This window comes from Actinoplanes octamycinicus, from assembly GCF_014205225.1.
Taxonomy (GTDB): Bacteria; Actinomycetota; Actinomycetes; order Mycobacteriales; family Micromonosporaceae; genus Actinoplanes; species Actinoplanes octamycinicus.
The window spans coordinates 4802744-4817100 of sequence record NZ_JACHNB010000001.1 but is presented as its reverse complement, the minus strand read 5'-3'; the positions used below and the strand labels follow the sequence as shown (position 1 = coordinate 4817100).

Genomic DNA, 14357 nt, shown 5'->3' with positions numbered 1-14357 from the left:
CGGAGGACCACTTGCGGTGACGCTGTTGTTCGGAAATCCCTACAACCGGATCGGCACCGATGTGACTACAAACCGCTACCGGCGGTTGTGAGAACCTGTTTCCCGCCGTTCACCAACTGGCCATCGAACCGACTCAGGACCAGGTCGGCGACCGCGCCATCGTGGCACAGCGGCGGGGTCACCGAGTCCGCGCCGGCGTTCTGCAGGGACCGGTAGAACAGCCCGTCGGCCAGCAGGTAAGCGGCGATCGCGACCCGCTTCGCACCGGCCGCCCGCAGCTCGGCGACGACGTCCGGGACGCGTGGCCCGGTGCCGGAGACGTAGCCGACCCGGGCCCGGCCGGGCAGCCGCGCGGCGACACCCTCCACATCGGCGCGCCATCCGGGGTCGGACGAACCGGCGGCGGCCAGCACCACCGCGTCGGCCTCCGGCAGATTCCGGATCAGGCTGCTGAGCAGCACCGGGTCCGGCCCGAGCGGGGCGGTCACCGGGATGTCCGTGCCGGCCACGGCCTCGGCGATGTCCACCCGGACGTGATAGCCGCAGGACAGCAGCAGCGGCACCACGACCGCGTCGGACACGGTCGGCACGACGTCGGCGACTTTCGGGTCCTGCACGTCGACGTAACACAGCCGGACGTCCAGGCCGGGCCGGCGGCGCGCGACCGCGGCGGCGAGCTCCTGCAACTCCCGCCGTCCGGTGGCCGAGCGGGTGCCATGGGCGACGGCGACAAGAGTGGGTGCGGACACGGCGCTCTCCTTCGTACGGGAAAGGGTCCTGTGGTTTCTGGTTCTCGCGCTTCTCGGGAATGCGCGGCCGGCCTCGTCGCCGGAGGGGAACGGCGGCCCGGCATCGGTCATCAGGCTCGCCGTATGTCCCGGCGGCCCCGGCATGGTCATCGGGGCGCCGCCGTGAAAGGCGCGGGAGAGCGTCCCGCGGCGCGATCGGTCAGACGGCCTCGTCCACCCGGAGGCGGTAGCCGCGTTTGATCACCGTCTCGATGTGCTTGCCGGAGCCGAGCGCGGCCCGCAGCCGGGCCACCGCCACATCCACCGCGTGCCCGTCGTTGCCGCGCGGCAGGGCGGCCGCCAGGTGATCCTTGGAGACCACCGCGCCCGGCCGGCGGGCCAGCGAGGTGAGGATCGCCATCGCGGCCGGCGCGAGCCCGTGCGGGACACCGTCGATCAGCACCGCGTGCCCGCGGACCTCCAGCGTGCAACCGGCCACGGCCAGCTTCACCGCCCGCCGGGGCAGCTCGTCGGTGACCGTCTTGATCAGCGCGCCGAGCCGGAACCGCTCCGGCATCACCACCGGGACGTCCAGGGCGGCCAGCGGCGCCGCGGTCACCGGCCCGACGCAGGCGGCCAGGGTCCGGTCCCGGAACGCGCCGGTCACGTCGGCGTCGACCTCGGCGGCGATCTGCAGGAACGCTTTCACCGCGGGCGCGCTGGTGAAGGTGACCGCGTCGATCTGCCCGGCGGCGACCTGCTCGGTGAGCCGGCGCACCGGGGTGACGTCGGCCGGCAGCGCCCAGCGGTAGACCGGCACCTCCACCACGGCGGCCCCGGCCGCGCGCAGCGCCGCCACGAACTCGGTCTGCGGCTCGCCGTGCTCCTGCACCACGATCCGCTGCCCGGCCACGCCGTCGCTGAGCAGCCGCTCCAGCACCTCCTCGGAAGCCTCGGTCTGGGCCGCCCAGTCCTCGGTGAGCCCGGCCGCCCGGATCGCCCCGCACGGCTTCGGCCCCCGGGCGATGATCTTCGCGCCGCGCAGCGAGGCGCGCAGCGTGTCACCCAGGCCCCAGCCCTCGGCCGCCTCCAGCCAGCCGCGGAACCCGAACCCGGTGGTCGCGACCACCAGATGCGGCTCCAGCCCGATGCAGGCCTCGGTGGCCGCGCGCAGCGCCTCGTCGTCGATCAGCGGCACGATGGTGATCGCCGGCGCGCTGATGACGCGGGCGCCGCGCCGCTCCAGCAGCGCGGCCATCTCACTGCGGCGCCGCTCCGCGGTGACCGCCACGGTGAAGCCGGCCAATGCACCCTCGGTCATCCGGTCTCCATCCTGTGTCACCGTTTCCGCTGCAAGAGTCTCCAGACCTGATTTCAAGACCGGCACCCGAATGTTTCCGGCCTGATAACGGCCGCTCACTTCCGCGTCGCTGACCGTGTGCTTCTAGATCATCTCCCGCTCGGCACCCCTGAGCAGTGGCCCTTGCCACACCCCATGCTCCTCCCCCACCCCCGCCCAGACACGTGAACCACGCCCCGCCCCCAACGGCCCGCCCAGGCCCGGCACGCGCGCTGGCCATCAGCGAGGCCGATCCGGCCGAGCTGCTGCCGGCCCGGCGCGCGGCGCGGCAGGTGATGCCGGCGACCGGGCGCCGGCCCGACTCCTCTGCGGCGAGAGGCCGCAACGGTACGAATACCGCATGCCGTTCCGGGACGACGAGGGCGAGGAGACCGCCCTGAACGGGCCTCAGCGCGGGCTCCAGGTACTCGGCTGGCTTCCACGGGTGTCTCGACAGCCTCGAGACACCCGTGGAAGCCAGCCACGGGCCGTGAGCGGCGGCCGCAGCCGTGCGGGGCGACTCCGGGGCCTGGCCCGCACACCGATTGGCTCGGCGCGGATCGTCGGCTCGCCGGTTCAGCGCGGATCGTCGGCCCGCCGGTTCGGCGCGGGTCGTCGGCCCGCCGGCTCAGCGCGGGTCGTCGGGGCTTTCGGTTCGGTCGGTGGGGTGGTCGAAGAGGGGGCCGGTGACGCCGAGGACTTCGCGGAGTTCGTTGAGCATGTGGAAGGCGGCGATCCGGCCGTCCAGGATGCCGACCCGGTAGTCGGCGCCGACCTCCGGGTCCTCGGCGATCTGCGGGTCGCGGAATCCGGCGGCGCCATCCACCCGTCCGGCGTTGTAGGCCACCAGCGCGTCGTCCATCGATCCCTCTCCCCGTACGGCATACGTCGGGCGACAATCTCGCACGCCGCCGCACGCCCGGCCCACCGCTCTTCGGCCCCCTTCGGTCCGCCCGTCGGCCGGGGCCGGTCCTCCGCTCGTCGGCCGCCAACCGGCAACCAAGCTGAAACCGTCCCGCACCCGAGCGACGTCGCTCACGTCGGTGGACCGCGGTGGGCTCGGCAGCGCGGGTCAGCCCCGGCGAGCGGCCGGGCGACGCCGGTCCGCTCCGGCGAGCGGCGCGGTGCTGAGCGGGCCAGCAGGTCGTCGGGTGGGGCGCCGGGGATCCCCGGCCAGGCTCGGGCGGCGCAGATCCGGGGCACGGTGGGGCCGGTCTCCATCGTGGTGATCAGGTGGTCGCGGACCGTCCGGGGTCCACGACGGTGGCCATCCGCTGGGGGCAGGAAGCGGCATCCGCCGCCGGCCACCCGGGCACCGCCGCGAGCCGCCGCAGCTCCTCCGGGGTCACCTCGGCGGGCATCGCCACCCCGCGATGCGCCAGCAACCGCGCCAGCCACCTGCTGCCGACGCTGACCGGCCGCTCAGTAGTCATCAAGGTCGTCGAAGTCGGCCAGGCTGGGCGGTTCCGGATCGACGCCGAGCGCGCGCAGGTCGGCCTCGGTGAACCGGGACTCGGCGCGGTCGCCGAGGATGACGGTGAGCAGGTCGTCGAGGATGGCCAGGTGGTCCTGCCGGTTCTCGTCGTTGCGGGTGGCGATCCGGTGGCTCGCCTCGTGAACCCGGACGCCGACGTCGCCGGTCTCCTCCAGATGCCGGAGAAGCAGCCCGGCTTCCCGGTAGCCGGACCACGGCGTGGTCAGCTGGTGCAGCGAGGCGGCCGTGGACCGGACCAGCATGAACAGTGCCCGGCGCGAGCTGTCCGGCATCCCCTCGAAGGTCAGCTCGATCGCGAAGAGCCGCTGCAGAGCACCGAGCATCGCCTGGTGGTGCGCCTGCAGCGCGCGGTGGTAGGCACCCGACCAGAACGAGTAGTCGCCGAGCCCGTTCCCGCCGTCCGCGGCGAGGAAGGCGTGGAGCAGCGCGGCCCGGCCGTACGTCAGCTCTTCCATGCTCGTGGATCTTGGCTGGTGCGGCTCGGCGACGCGCGCCATTTTCCGGCGGTTGCCGGCGACCACACGCGGACCGTGACGAGGCCGGCGCGGGAGCATGCGGTCCGCACCCGAGCGGACCCGCGTACCTGAAGATGGGTCGTGGGGTGGGAACAGCGCCGGCCCGCGCCTTCGGAGGACGCGGGCCGGACGCGCCCCGGACCGGTCACCCGGGACGATCAGGGCGGGGAAAGCCGTCGGGAGCAAGCGCGGGCCGTGAGTGGGCCGCGCTCCGAGAAGAGCGGCGGGAACGGTCAGCGGGACAGGAGGCCGCTGGCCTTCCAGAGCGTCTTGGCCGGGCCGCCGCCGATCAGGTCCAGGTCGGACAGGTAGGCGACGATGCGTTCGCCGGCCCAGCGCATGGTCTCGCGGTGGTAGGGGTTGGCGCGGGCGGCCCGGCGGCCCTCCTCCGGGTCGATGCCGACGGCGCGGTAGACGCGCGGGTCGACCAGGCGGGTGCCGGTCAGGTAGGCGGCGCGGCCGATGACCAGCTTGTCGAAGGCGAGCCGGGACTTGCCGGCGACCTTGATCTGGCGGGCCAGCTCCTCGCGGGCGAAGCGGACGTGCCGGGCCTCCTCCACCACGTGGATCCGGGAGACCATCCGGACCAGCGGCTGGACGGTCTCGTCGGCCATCGCCTCGCGCTGCAGGGTGTCCAGGATCTCCTCGGCGATCAGGATGGCGGCGAACATCCGCGGGCCGGTGGCGGTGTGCGCGATCCAGTTGCCGAGCAGCTGGTCGATGCCGTGCGGGCGGTAGACCGGGGTGCCCAGCCGGGCGATCATCTTGCCGAACATGATCGAGTGCCGGCACTCGTCGGCGATCTCGGTGAGCCCGTACTGCGCGTGCGGGGCGGTCGGGTCCTGCTTGAAGTACCCGCGGATGAGCAGCTGCATCAGGATCGTCTCGAACCAGACGCCGAGGCCGGCGATGCTGGCCACCTCGTGCTTGGTGAGCTCGATCCGCTGCTCCTCGGTGAGCCGGTCCCAGAGCGCGGTGCCGTAGAGGCTGGAGCGGTGGGCCGGGACGAAGTACTTCCCCTCGACGAACGGGGCCTCCCAGTCGATCTCGATCTCCGGGTCGTAGGAATGCTCGGCCGAGGATCGCAGCAGCCTCGTGGCGGTGCGGTCCCGGTCAGGCGGGGTCACAGTCGTCATCGCGCCCTCCGAAAGGCTTGACGTTACCGGCGGTAACAGTTACTTCTAGTACTATGAACTCGGTCACTCCCCCCGTCAACACCGACGGTCGCCGCAATCGATGGGACGGCCATCGCGAGCAGCGTCGCGCCGAACTCACCGCGGCCGCGATCGAGGCGATCCGGCAGCACGGGCCGGAGATCGGCATGGAGGCGATCGCGGCGCACGCCGGCGTCAGCAAGCCGATCCTCTACCGGTACTTCGCCGACAAGTCCGAGTTGTGGCTGGCGGTCGGGCAGGCGGCCGGGGCGATGGTCCTGGAGGCGATGATCCCGGCGGTCGCGTCGGTGCGCGAGGAGCGGGCCGCGATCGCCGCCGCCATCGACGTCTACCTGGCGCACATCGAGGCCGACCTGAACCTGTACCGGTTCGTGGTGCACCAGCCGGACATCACCCGGGGCCGGGACGTGGTCGCCGACGTGATGGACACCGTGGCCAGCGGCCTGGCCCGGATCTTCGGCGACCGGCTGCGGGCCCGCGGGCTGGACTCCGGCGCCTCGCTGCCGTGGGCCTACGGGGTGGTCGGTTACGTCCAGTCGGTCGGCGACTGGTGGCTCCGGCAGCAGCAGCCGATCAGCCGCGAGGCGCTCGGCGAGTACCTGACCACGTTCCTCTGGGGCGGCGTCGCCGGCATCAGCCGCGCGGCGGACATGCCCGGCGGCCTGGCGGCTCAACAAGAAGGGTGGGCAAGCGCGTGACGGATGAGGAGGAGTACCGGGGACCGGCCACGCTGATGCTGGACGACGGCCCGGTCGCGGTGGAGGTGCGGATGTCCGCGCACTTCGAGCCGATCGAGGGCCGGTTCCGCTGGGCCGGTCGCACCAACCCGGTCGACGACCTGCGGGAACGTGTCAGCGGCGGGCTGCGCAAGGCGACCATCGCGATCCCCGGGGCACCGGAGACGGCGGTCAAGCTGAGCGAGCCGGATCCGTGGGGCGGCGTCCGGATCACCGGGGCCGGCACGCCCCCGTGGTTCCCGGAGGTGGCCGGTGCCTGACTTCGACGTCCTGATCATCGGCGCCGGCCTGTCCGGGATCGGCGCGGCGTGGCGGTTGCAGCAGCAGCGGCCGCGGGACAGCTACGCGATCCTCGAGGCGCGGGACGCGATCGGCGGCACCTGGGACCTGTTCCGCTATCCCGGGGTGCGATCCGATTCGGACATGTTCACGCTGTCGTATCCGTTCCGGCCGTGGCGGGAGCCGGAGTCCCTGGCGTCCGGCGAGAAGATCCGCCGGTACATCGAGGAGACGGCGGCCGAGGCGGGTATCTCGCGGAACATCCGGTTCGGGAAGAAGGTCGTCAGTGCCGACTGGGCGGCCGATCGATGGACGCTCACGACCGCTGACGGCGAGATCTTCACGGCCAAGTTCGTGTACGCCTGCGCCGGCTACTACAGCTACGCCGAGGGCTATCAGCCCGACTTCCCGGGACTGAACGACTTCACCGGGCGCCTCGTCCACCCGCAGTTCTGGCCGGCCGACCTGGACTACACCGGCAAGCGCGTCGTCGTGATCGGCAGCGGCGCCACCGCCGTCACCCTGGTCCCGGCGATGGCCGCCGACGCCGCCCACGTCACCATGCTGCAGCGCTCCCCCACCTACGTGATCCCGCTGCCGAACAAGGACCTGATCGCGAACGTGGCCCGCCGCGTCCTGCCGGCCCGCGCCGCGAACCGGGTGGCCCGCGCCAAGAACGTGCTGGTCACCCAGGTCTTCTACCAGGTCGCCCGGAAGCGCCCGAAGCAGGTCCGCAAGGTGCTGCAGGGCCTGGCCGGCCGGTTCCTGAAGAACCCGGGCTACGTCGAGGAGCACTTCAAGCCCCACTACGAGCCGTGGGACCAGCGGCTCTGCGTGATCCCGAACGGCGACCTGTTCAAGGTGATCACCGAGGGCCGGGCGTCGGTGGTGACCGACCACATCGACACGTTCGTCCCGGAGGGCATCCGGCTCAGGTCCGGCCGGGTCCTGGAGGCGGACGTGGTGGTCTCGGCGACCGGGCTGTCGCTGCTGCCGGTCGGCGGGGTGCGGGTCAGCGTCGACGGGACCCCGGTCGACCTGGGGCAGCTCTCCGCGTACCGCGGGCTGATGCTCTCCGGAGTGCCGAACCTGGCGTACTGCATCGGCTACGTCAACGCGTCCTGGACGCTGCGCGCCGACCTCTCCACCCGGTACGTGCTCAAACTGCTCGACCACATGGAACGCCACGGTTACGCGGTGGCGACCCCGACCCGGCCGTCCGGTTCCGGCCGCCCGCTGCTCGACCTCTCCTCCGGCTACGTCCAGCGCGCGCTGGACAAGTTCCCCCGGCAGGGCGACCGGGACCCGTGGCTGGTCCGGCAGAACTACCTGCGTGACGTGGTCGCCACCCCGCGCGCCGACGTCACTCAGGACATGACCTTCGCCCGGCACACCGCTCCCACTCCCGTCCCCGACACCGAGGTGGTCCGATGACCCGTCTTGATCCCTACCGGTTCGCCGGTCGCACCGCCGTGCTCACCGGCGCGGCCAGCGGCATCGGCGAACAGCTCGCCTACGGCCTGGCCCAGCGCGGCAGCCACCTCGTCCTGGTCGACGTCGACGCGGCCCGGCTGGACCCGGTCGCGTCCCGGATCCGCGGCGCGCACCCCGGCCTCGACGTGCGGACGATCGTCGCCGACCTCGCCGACCGGCCCACCGTGGAGGCGCTGGCCACCCGGATCCGCGCCGAGCACCCGTCGATCGGCCTGCTGGTCAACAACGCCGGGATCGCCCTCGGCGGCCGCTTCGACCAGGTCAGCATGGAGCAGTTCGAGCAGGTGCTGAACGTGAACTTCCGGGCGCCGCTGCTGCTCACCCACGCGCTGCTGCCCAGCCTGGACGCCGGCGGTCACCTGGTGAACGTGTCTAGCCTGTTCGGGCTGATCGCGCCGCCCGGGCAGAGCGCCTACTGCGCCAGCAAGTTCGCGCTGCGCGGGCTGAGCGAGTCGCTGCGCGGCGAGCTGTTCGAGAACGGGATCGGGGTCACCACGGTGCACCCGGGCGGGATCCGGACCCGGATCGCGGAGAGCGCGCTGATCGGCACCGGTGTGCCCGAGTCGGACGTCGCGCCGACCCGCAAGCTGTTCGCCTCGCTGCTCAGCTACCCCGCCGACAAGGCCGCCGAGCAGATCCTGCGGGCGGTCGCGCGCCGCAAGGCCCGGCTGCTGATCGCGGCGAACGCGAAGGGACCGGACCTCTTCGCCCGGCTCGCGCCGGTCATCACCGCCAACGTGCTGCGGTCGCTGACCGCCGCCACGGTCAAGGCCGCGGCGCGGCAGAAGGTGGGTGCGGGGCGATGAACTACGTGACGGTACGCGGCAACCGCATCCGCTTCCACGAGACCGGTGACCCGGCCGCCCCGCCGGTGCTCCTGCTGCACGGCATCGGCCGCAGCCTGGAGGACTGGTCGTTGCAGCACTCCCGGTTCGACGACGAGTACCGGGTGATCAGCCTGGACATGCCCGGTTTCGGGCTGTCCCAGCGGATGCCGGCGCCGACCACGCTGCCGGTGCTGGCCGACGGGGTGTGGGCGACGCTGGACGCGCTCGGCGAGACCCGGCCGGTGCACCTGATGGGCAACTCGCTGGGCGGCGCGGTCTCGATGACCATGCTGGCCTCGGCGCCCGAGCGGGTGTCGACGCTGACCCTGGTGAACAGCGCCGGGTTCGGCAAGGAGGTGACCTGGGCGCTGCGCGTGCTGGCGCTGCCCGGGCTGGGCCGGACCATGCTGCGCAACATCAACAAGATGTCCGCGCCGCGGGTGGAACGGACCCTGTTCCGGGACCGGGCGCTGGTCACGCCGGAACGGGTGGCGATGGCCATCAAGATCGCCAAGCAGCCGGACTTCGCGCCGGTCTACCTGGAGATCGCCAAGGCGCTGGGCGGTTTCCGCGGGGTCGCGCCGGCCTGGCGGACCTCGCTGCTGGAGTCGCTGACCGCGCTGGAGAAGCCGACCATGATCCTCTGGGGCGACCGGGACATGATCCTGCCCTGCCACCACATGGCGGCGGCCCGCACGGCCTTCCCGCACGCCCGGTCGCACATGTTCCCGAACACCGGCCACATGCCGCAGATCGAGCGGCCGGACGAGTTCGCCGGGATGGTCCGGCCGATGCTCGCCGAGGTGGCCGTCTGAGAGCCGGGGCCGGGCGGCGGATAAGGGGGCGCCGCCCGGCCCCCGCCAGTCGGCATGTCGACATCGGCGTCCGGCAGACGCTGGTCAAGTGGGGTGTGCTCCCCGGATCACCCGCGGGTGGTGTTGCGGAACCGGGCTGTCCAGGTTGGATGGACGCATGCGCGTTGTGATCAGTGGACTGCTCGCGGTGACCTTGGCCGGCTGCGGAGGCTCGCCACCGCCGCCGGTGAAGAGCTCCCCCGCGCCGTCGTCGCCCGCCGGGCCGGCGGCGGCCGGATCCGGAAGTGGATCGCCCAGCAGCGCTTCGCCCACGGTCGCGGCCGGGGCGGCACGGCCGCTCGGATCGGGACAGGACATCCGTACGACGGAGCTCGCGGCCCGGGTGACCGTGCGGGACGTGGCGGCGACGGCGGGTGGCGCGGGCGACCCGGCGTACGTGGTCGAGGTGACCGTGCGGGTGCTCCGTGGGAGCTGGGAGTTCGGGCCGGGGCTGGTCCGGCTGCGCTACGCGGACGGGGCGACGGAGAAGGGGCCGGTCGACGGGGGCGGCACGCCGGGGGCGCGGACCCTGCACGCCGGGGTGACCCGGAGCTGGCTCGTGCCGTTCGAGCATCCGGCCGGGGCGGGGGTCGGGACGGGTGCCCAGGTGCTGATCGGCGCGCCGGACGGGGCGGTGCTGGCCTGGGCGACCCGCTGAGCGGCGGCTCACGGCGGCCGTTCGCCGGGCGCGGGTCACGGCGGGGCTTACGGCGGCCGTTCGCGGGGCGGGTCGCGGCGGGGCTCACGGCGTACCGGGAAATGTCGGTCTGATGCCGGAGCGGCCTCGCGCGGGCCGGAGGGTTCGCGGGCGGCGGCCGGGGCGGCTCACTAGGCTGCGGGCATGACCACTCCCGCGCCGCACGACCTGCCCCTGCTGGAGGCGCTGCACTCCACCCCGGCCCGTCGCTACCTGTCCACCGAGCCGATCGACGACGACATCGTGCGGGCGATCCTGGACGCCGCGATCCGCGGGCCGTCCGCCGGGAACGGGCAGTTCTGGGCGTGGATCGTGGTGCGCGATCCGTCGGTGAAGAAGCAGATCGCCGGGTGGTACCGGGAGGGCTGGGAGCGGCACTACGGCTCCCGCCGCGAGGAGATCCTGAACGCCGCGGACGGGCCGATGAGCAGCCGCAGCTTCCTGGCCGCCGACCACCTCGCCAACCACATCGAGGAGGCGCCGGTCTGGATCGTCCCGGTCATCCTCGGCGCGGCGACGTCGAAGAACCCGCGGCTCGGCTCGTCGATCTACGGCGCGGTGCAGCAGCTGATGCTGGCCGCCCGGGCCTACGGCATCGGGTCCACGCTGACCACCCTGCACATCGGGCACGAGGAGGACGTCCGCAAGCTGCTCGGGCTGCCGGACGACGCGCTGACCATGGCGATCGTGCCGCTCGGCTACCCGGCGAAGGGCCGCTGGGCGCAGCCGAAGCGCCGGCCGCTGGACGAGGTCGTGTACTTCGAGAAGTTCGAGCAACGCTGACCCCGGCCGGATCGGGCGGCGGTTGTCCACATCGGCGCGCTGTCCACAGCCCAGCCGCGCGAGATCCCGATTCCGCGTCACACTGTCTTCGGGGCGGCCCCCCTGGGCGGGCGGGGACTGGCGAGTGGCCGGGCCGGGCGGCACCACACCGGAGCGGCCCTGCCGACCAGCCGGATCGCCGGGTCCTCAGCCGGGCTCGCGGATCGACCAACCCGGGCCGGAGGCGATCGCGCGGCCAGAGCCGCCGAGATCCTCGCGGGCTGACGCGTCGAGCGTGACGGTCAGCCGGTGCTCGCCGTCGGCGGACACCGCCTCGTAACTGAACTGCTCGTTGCTCAGGTGCACCGGGGTGATCGTGGCGCGGTGCAGCCACGGGTGCCGGCGGCGCAGGCTGATCAGCTGCTGGTGCAGGTGGAAGGTGGGCCGGCCGTAGGGGACCAGGCCGGCCGGCGTGTCCGGGAACGGCGGGCGGACCTCGTCGTCGCCGAACTCCCGGTCCCGTTTGACGCCGGTGAAGGCCTGCTCGTCGCCGGCGTAGACACTCGGCACGCCGCCGACGGTGAAGAGCACGACCAGGGCCAGCGGCAGGTGCCGCGGGTCGGTGAGGACGCTGGCCAGGCGGGTGACGTCGTGGTTGCCGACGAAGGTGAGCGGCGGCTTGGACAGCTTGGTGTGCCGGTCCAGGGCCCAGGCCAGTTCGTAGAAGTTGCGGTCGTTGAGGCTGCTCCAGATCGCTTTCCAGAGCTCGTACTGGGTGACCGCGTCGAGGGCGCCGTCGTGCAGCCACGACTCGTAGTCGCCGTGGATGACCTCACCGGCGAACCAGGCGCCCGGGTGCGCGGCGCGGGCCCGGGTGACCGTGTCCCGCCAGAAGGGCGGCGGGACGGCGTACGCCGCGTCCAGCCGCCAGCCGTCGGCGCCGAAGTCCAGCCAGTGCCGCATCACCCCGGCGACGTAGTCGGCCACGGCCGGCTCGTCGTGGTTCAGCGCGACCAGGTGCCGGTGCCCCTCGAAGTCGGCGTAGTCGAAGCTCCCGTCGTCGCGGAAGCTGAGCCGGAACCAGCTGGCGTAGGCCGAGTCCCGGCCGTGCGCGAGCACGTCCCGGAACGCCGCGAAGTCCCGGCCGACGTGGTTGAACACGCCGTCGAACAGCACCCGGACCCCGCGCCGGTGACACTCGTCGAGCAGCCGGCGCAGGTCGTCCTCGGTGCCCAGCCGAGGATCGACCCGGTAGTGGTCGACCGTGTCGTAGCCGTGGCTGGCCGAGGCGAAGACCGGGCCCAGGGCCAGGCCGTTGCAGCCGAGCTCGACCAGGTAGTCCAGCCACGGCTCGAAACGGCGCAGCCGGGGCACCGGCGCGGCGCCGGGCGGGAGCGCGGTGCGCTCGGCGCCGGTGAACGTCAGCGGGTGGGCATGCCACCAGATCACGTGCTCCACCCAGTCGGTCATCGCCATGATGTTAGGCGGTGCGGCACCGGATCGCTGGAATGGCGGCGTTCAGCTCGTTGAACGGGAGGTCCTGGCTGCAGATCCGGCCCGGGGTGGTCACCTGAACCGTCACCTGCGGGTTCTCCGCGATGACCGCGAGCACCGCCCGGGCCGTGCCGTCCGCGCCGGCCGGGGTCAGCGAGCGGCCGAGCAGGAACGGGCTGCCGTCCGCCGAGCCGCCGGTGACCTCGACGTCCAGCGGCTGGCCGGGCTCCAGGCCGGGCACCACGACCTGGATGGCCACGGTGCCGGGGTCGCCGCCCTGACCGCTGGTCTGCGCGCTGATCTGCGGGCCGTCCGGGGTGGTGGCCGCCGGCCGGTCGGTCGCGGTGATCAGCCCGGCGACGGTGACCGCGAGCAGTCCGCAGACGCTCAGGACGCCGGCGACGGCGGTGCTCGCGACGCCTCGGCGGCCGGTCAGCGCGAGCAGCGCGCCGAGGACGGCGGCGGTGGTGGCCAGGGCTCCGGCGGCGAAACCGGCCACCGAGAGCACCCGGGTCGGGTCGGTGCCGGCACGCAGGGCGAGCCAGAAGCCGGCGCCAGCGACGGCCAGGCCGAGCAGGCCGATCCCGGCGCCGGCCGGGCCCGCGTCCCGGTCCCGGCCAGTGGTCGTCTCGTCCATCGGTGATCCCCCGTGTCTTTCGGTGTTCGCCCAGGTCGCCGGGCTGTCCCGGACCCCGAGTCTCCATGATCACTGACGCCGGCCACCAGGCGGACCCTCCGGTCAGGCGGGCGGGCGGCCCGAGTACTGCCCGGTGGGGCGGAAGCGGGCCGGGCGGTTCGCATACTCCTCGAGGGCGTGGGCGAGCCAGCCGGCGGTGCGGGCGACGGCGAAGATCGCCTCGCCGGCATCCGCCGGCATGCGGTGGCGGAGGGTGAGGGCGGCCAGCGCGAGGTCGATGTTGGGCAGGATGCCCGACCGGGTACGGACGGCGGCCGCCAGACGCGCGGCGGCGTCCCTCACCGGGTGGTCGCCGAGCAGGTCGAACAGCGTGGCGGCCCGGGGATCCCCGGACGGGTAGAGCGGATGCCCGAACCCGGGCAGCCCGCCGCTGGTGCGCAGCCGCTCGGAGATGATCCCGATCGGGTCGGCGCCGGTCAGCGCGTCGGCCAGCAGCGGGTGCACCTGCTCGCTGGCCGCACCGTGCAGCGGCCCGTCGAGCGCGGCGAGCCCGGCGCTGACCACCGCGTACGGATGCGCCCGGGTCGACGCCGCCACCCGTGCGGCCAGCGTGGACGCGGCGATGTCGTGGTCGGCGAGCAGGATCAGCGCCGCCTCCAGGATCCGCCGGCCCGCCTCGTCGATCGGCTGCGCCGTCAGCCGCGGCCACAGCAACTCGACGATCGCCGCCGGCCCGCCGTCCCCGGGGCCCGGGTCCGGCTCCGGGGAGCGGCGTGGGAGCGCGTCGACCATCGTGGCGATCAGGGTGCGGCCGGTGGTGAGGACCGCGGCCGGGGTGGTGTCGAAGCGGAGCGGGTCGGCGGCGGCGATCGCCGCGACGGTGACCCGGAGGCGGTCGACGAGGCGGGCGGCCGGGGGCAGCTCGGCGCCGATCCGGCGGGCCAGGGCCACCTGGGCGGGGTTGCGCGGGAACGGCCCGGCGCCCGGCTCGCCCGTCCACAGCAGGCCGGCGACGGCCTCGAAAGTGCTGGTCCGGGCCAGCTCGGTGGCGTCCCGCCCGCGGTAGAACAACCCGCCGTCGCGGATCAGGGTGATCCCGGTCTGGATGCTCGGCGTGACCCGTTTGCGGCCGGCGATCATCGCGTCCACGTCGGCCTTGTCGAACAGGCTGCCCTTGCCGGCCGCGTTGCGCCGGCTGGGCAGCAGGCCGCGGCTCACATAGGCGTAGACCGTCGCCGGTTTGACCCCGAGCCGCTCGGCGACCTGGTCCGTGGTGAGCAGCTGATCGACCATGTGCACATCATCTCATGTTGACTGGATCAAC

At 73.3% G+C, this 14357-nt stretch carries 16 protein-coding genes; 7 read left to right on the top strand and 9 right to left on the bottom strand.

Translation table 11 applies throughout. From position 1 onward, the window contains the following. Nucleotides 1-65 precede the first annotated feature (65 nt). From BJY16_RS21040 to BJY16_RS21015, 6 genes are all read right to left on the bottom strand, one after another. Nucleotides 66-749 carry a sirohydrochlorin chelatase gene (locus BJY16_RS21040; RefSeq protein WP_239177864.1) on the bottom strand — a complete coding sequence of 228 codons (684 nt, stop codon included), beginning with the start codon at nucleotides 747-749 and terminating at the stop codon, nucleotides 66-68. A 199-nt stretch (nucleotides 750-948) separates the two neighbouring features. Next, complete coding sequence (locus BJY16_RS21035; RefSeq protein ID WP_185041299.1) at nucleotides 949-2049, bottom strand: uroporphyrinogen-III synthase; 1101 nt, start codon at nucleotides 2047-2049, stop codon at nucleotides 949-951. A 646-nt stretch (nucleotides 2050-2695) separates the two neighbouring features. Then, nucleotides 2696-2929 (bottom strand): hypothetical protein, encoded by a 234-nt coding sequence (locus BJY16_RS21030; RefSeq protein ID WP_185041298.1) that lies wholly within the window; start codon nucleotides 2927-2929, stop codon nucleotides 2696-2698. Nucleotides 2930-3296: 367 nt separating this feature from the next. Then, nucleotides 3297-3500, bottom strand: coding sequence for a hypothetical protein (locus BJY16_RS21025; RefSeq protein ID WP_185041297.1), 204 nt, complete (start codon nucleotides 3498-3500; stop codon nucleotides 3297-3299). Continuing rightward, nucleotides 3490-4017 (bottom strand): hypothetical protein, encoded by a 528-nt coding sequence (locus BJY16_RS21020; RefSeq protein ID WP_185041296.1) that lies wholly within the window; start codon nucleotides 4015-4017, stop codon nucleotides 3490-3492. Before BJY16_RS21020 ends, BJY16_RS21025 begins: the two co-directional genes overlap by 11 nt. Before the next feature lie 293 nt (nucleotides 4018-4310). After that, nucleotides 4311-5213: an AurF N-oxygenase family protein gene (locus BJY16_RS21015; protein WP_185041295.1), complete on the bottom strand. Its 903-nt coding sequence runs from the start codon at nucleotides 5211-5213 to the stop codon at nucleotides 4311-4313. 53 nt (nucleotides 5214-5266) lie between these two features. Between BJY16_RS21015 and BJY16_RS21010 the strand changes: the two genes are divergently transcribed. From BJY16_RS21010 to BJY16_RS20980, 7 genes are all read left to right on the top strand, one after another. Further along, entirely contained in the window at nucleotides 5267-5950 is a 684-nt protein-coding gene (locus BJY16_RS21010) for a TetR/AcrR family transcriptional regulator (protein ID WP_185041294.1), read from the top strand. Further along, nucleotides 5947-6249, top strand: coding sequence for a DUF4873 domain-containing protein (locus BJY16_RS21005; RefSeq protein ID WP_185041293.1), 303 nt, complete (start codon nucleotides 5947-5949; stop codon nucleotides 6247-6249). The genes BJY16_RS21010 and BJY16_RS21005 overlap by 4 nt, the downstream gene beginning before the upstream one ends. Beyond that, nucleotides 6242-7702: a flavin-containing monooxygenase gene (locus BJY16_RS21000; protein WP_185041292.1), complete on the top strand. Its 1461-nt coding sequence runs from the start codon at nucleotides 6242-6244 to the stop codon at nucleotides 7700-7702. The genes BJY16_RS21005 and BJY16_RS21000 overlap by 8 nt, the downstream gene beginning before the upstream one ends. Next, nucleotides 7699-8568, top strand: coding sequence for an SDR family NAD(P)-dependent oxidoreductase (locus BJY16_RS20995; protein WP_185041291.1), 870 nt, complete (start codon nucleotides 7699-7701; stop codon nucleotides 8566-8568). Before BJY16_RS21000 ends, BJY16_RS20995 begins: the two co-directional genes overlap by 4 nt. Continuing rightward, the gene (locus BJY16_RS20990) at nucleotides 8565-9404 is read left to right on the top strand and encodes an alpha/beta fold hydrolase (protein WP_185041290.1); all 840 of its coding nucleotides are present in this window, start codon (nucleotides 8565-8567) and stop codon (nucleotides 9402-9404) included. Before BJY16_RS20995 ends, BJY16_RS20990 begins: the two co-directional genes overlap by 4 nt. 157 nt (nucleotides 9405-9561) lie before the next feature. Further along, nucleotides 9562-10101, top strand: coding sequence for a hypothetical protein (locus BJY16_RS20985; protein ID WP_185041289.1), 540 nt, complete (start codon nucleotides 9562-9564; stop codon nucleotides 10099-10101). A gap of 183 nt (nucleotides 10102-10284) precedes the next feature. After that, nucleotides 10285-10923: a nitroreductase family protein gene (locus BJY16_RS20980; RefSeq protein ID WP_185041288.1), complete on the top strand. Its 639-nt coding sequence runs from the start codon at nucleotides 10285-10287 to the stop codon at nucleotides 10921-10923. A 186-nt stretch (nucleotides 10924-11109) separates the two neighbouring features. Here the strand turns inward: BJY16_RS20980 and BJY16_RS20975 are convergent, their stop codons facing one another. The 3 genes from BJY16_RS20975 to BJY16_RS20965 form a co-directional block, all read right to left on the bottom strand. Then, nucleotides 11110-12372: an alpha-amylase family protein gene (locus BJY16_RS20975; protein WP_185041287.1), complete on the bottom strand. Its 1263-nt coding sequence runs from the start codon at nucleotides 12370-12372 to the stop codon at nucleotides 11110-11112. Between the two features lie 10 nt (nucleotides 12373-12382). Further along, nucleotides 12383-13033, bottom strand: coding sequence for a hypothetical protein (locus tag BJY16_RS20970; RefSeq protein WP_185041286.1), 651 nt, complete (start codon nucleotides 13031-13033; stop codon nucleotides 12383-12385). 102 nt (nucleotides 13034-13135) lie between these two features. Beyond that, nucleotides 13136-14326: a citrate synthase family protein gene (locus BJY16_RS20965; protein WP_185041285.1), complete on the bottom strand. Its 1191-nt coding sequence runs from the start codon at nucleotides 14324-14326 to the stop codon at nucleotides 13136-13138. Between the last annotated feature and the right edge of the window lie 31 nt (nucleotides 14327-14357).

Coding starts and splice junctions, on each gene's coding strand:
- BJY16_RS21035 (WP_185041299.1), bottom strand. CDS start 2,049: ATGACCGAGGGTGCATTGGCCGGCTTCACCGTGGCGGTCACCGCGGAG.
- BJY16_RS21030 (WP_185041298.1), bottom strand. CDS start 2,929: ATGGACGACGCGCTGGTGGCCTACAACGCCGGACGGGTGGATGGCGCC.
- BJY16_RS21025 (WP_185041297.1), bottom strand. CDS start 3,500: ATGACTACTGAGCGGCCGGTCAGCGTCGGCAGCAGGTGGCTGGCGCGG.
- BJY16_RS21020 (WP_185041296.1), bottom strand. CDS start 4,017: ATGGAAGAGCTGACGTACGGCCGGGCCGCGCTGCTCCACGCCTTCCTC.
- BJY16_RS21015 (WP_185041295.1), bottom strand. CDS start 5,213: ATGACGACTGTGACCCCGCCTGACCGGGACCGCACCGCCACGAGGCTG.
- BJY16_RS21010 (WP_185041294.1), top strand. CDS start 5,267: ATGAACTCGGTCACTCCCCCCGTCAACACCGACGGTCGCCGCAATCGA.
- BJY16_RS20995 (WP_185041291.1), top strand. CDS start 7,699: ATGACCCGTCTTGATCCCTACCGGTTCGCCGGTCGCACCGCCGTGCTC.
- BJY16_RS20990 (WP_185041290.1), top strand. CDS start 8,565: ATGAACTACGTGACGGTACGCGGCAACCGCATCCGCTTCCACGAGACC.
- BJY16_RS20985 (WP_185041289.1), top strand. CDS start 9,562: ATGCGCGTTGTGATCAGTGGACTGCTCGCGGTGACCTTGGCCGGCTGC.
- BJY16_RS20980 (WP_185041288.1), top strand. CDS start 10,285: ATGACCACTCCCGCGCCGCACGACCTGCCCCTGCTGGAGGCGCTGCAC.
- BJY16_RS20975 (WP_185041287.1), bottom strand. CDS start 12,372: ATGACCGACTGGGTGGAGCACGTGATCTGGTGGCATGCCCACCCGCTG.
- BJY16_RS20970 (WP_185041286.1), bottom strand. CDS start 13,033: ATGGACGAGACGACCACTGGCCGGGACCGGGACGCGGGCCCGGCCGGC.
- BJY16_RS20965 (WP_185041285.1), bottom strand. CDS start 14,326: ATGGTCGATCAGCTGCTCACCACGGACCAGGTCGCCGAGCGGCTCGGG.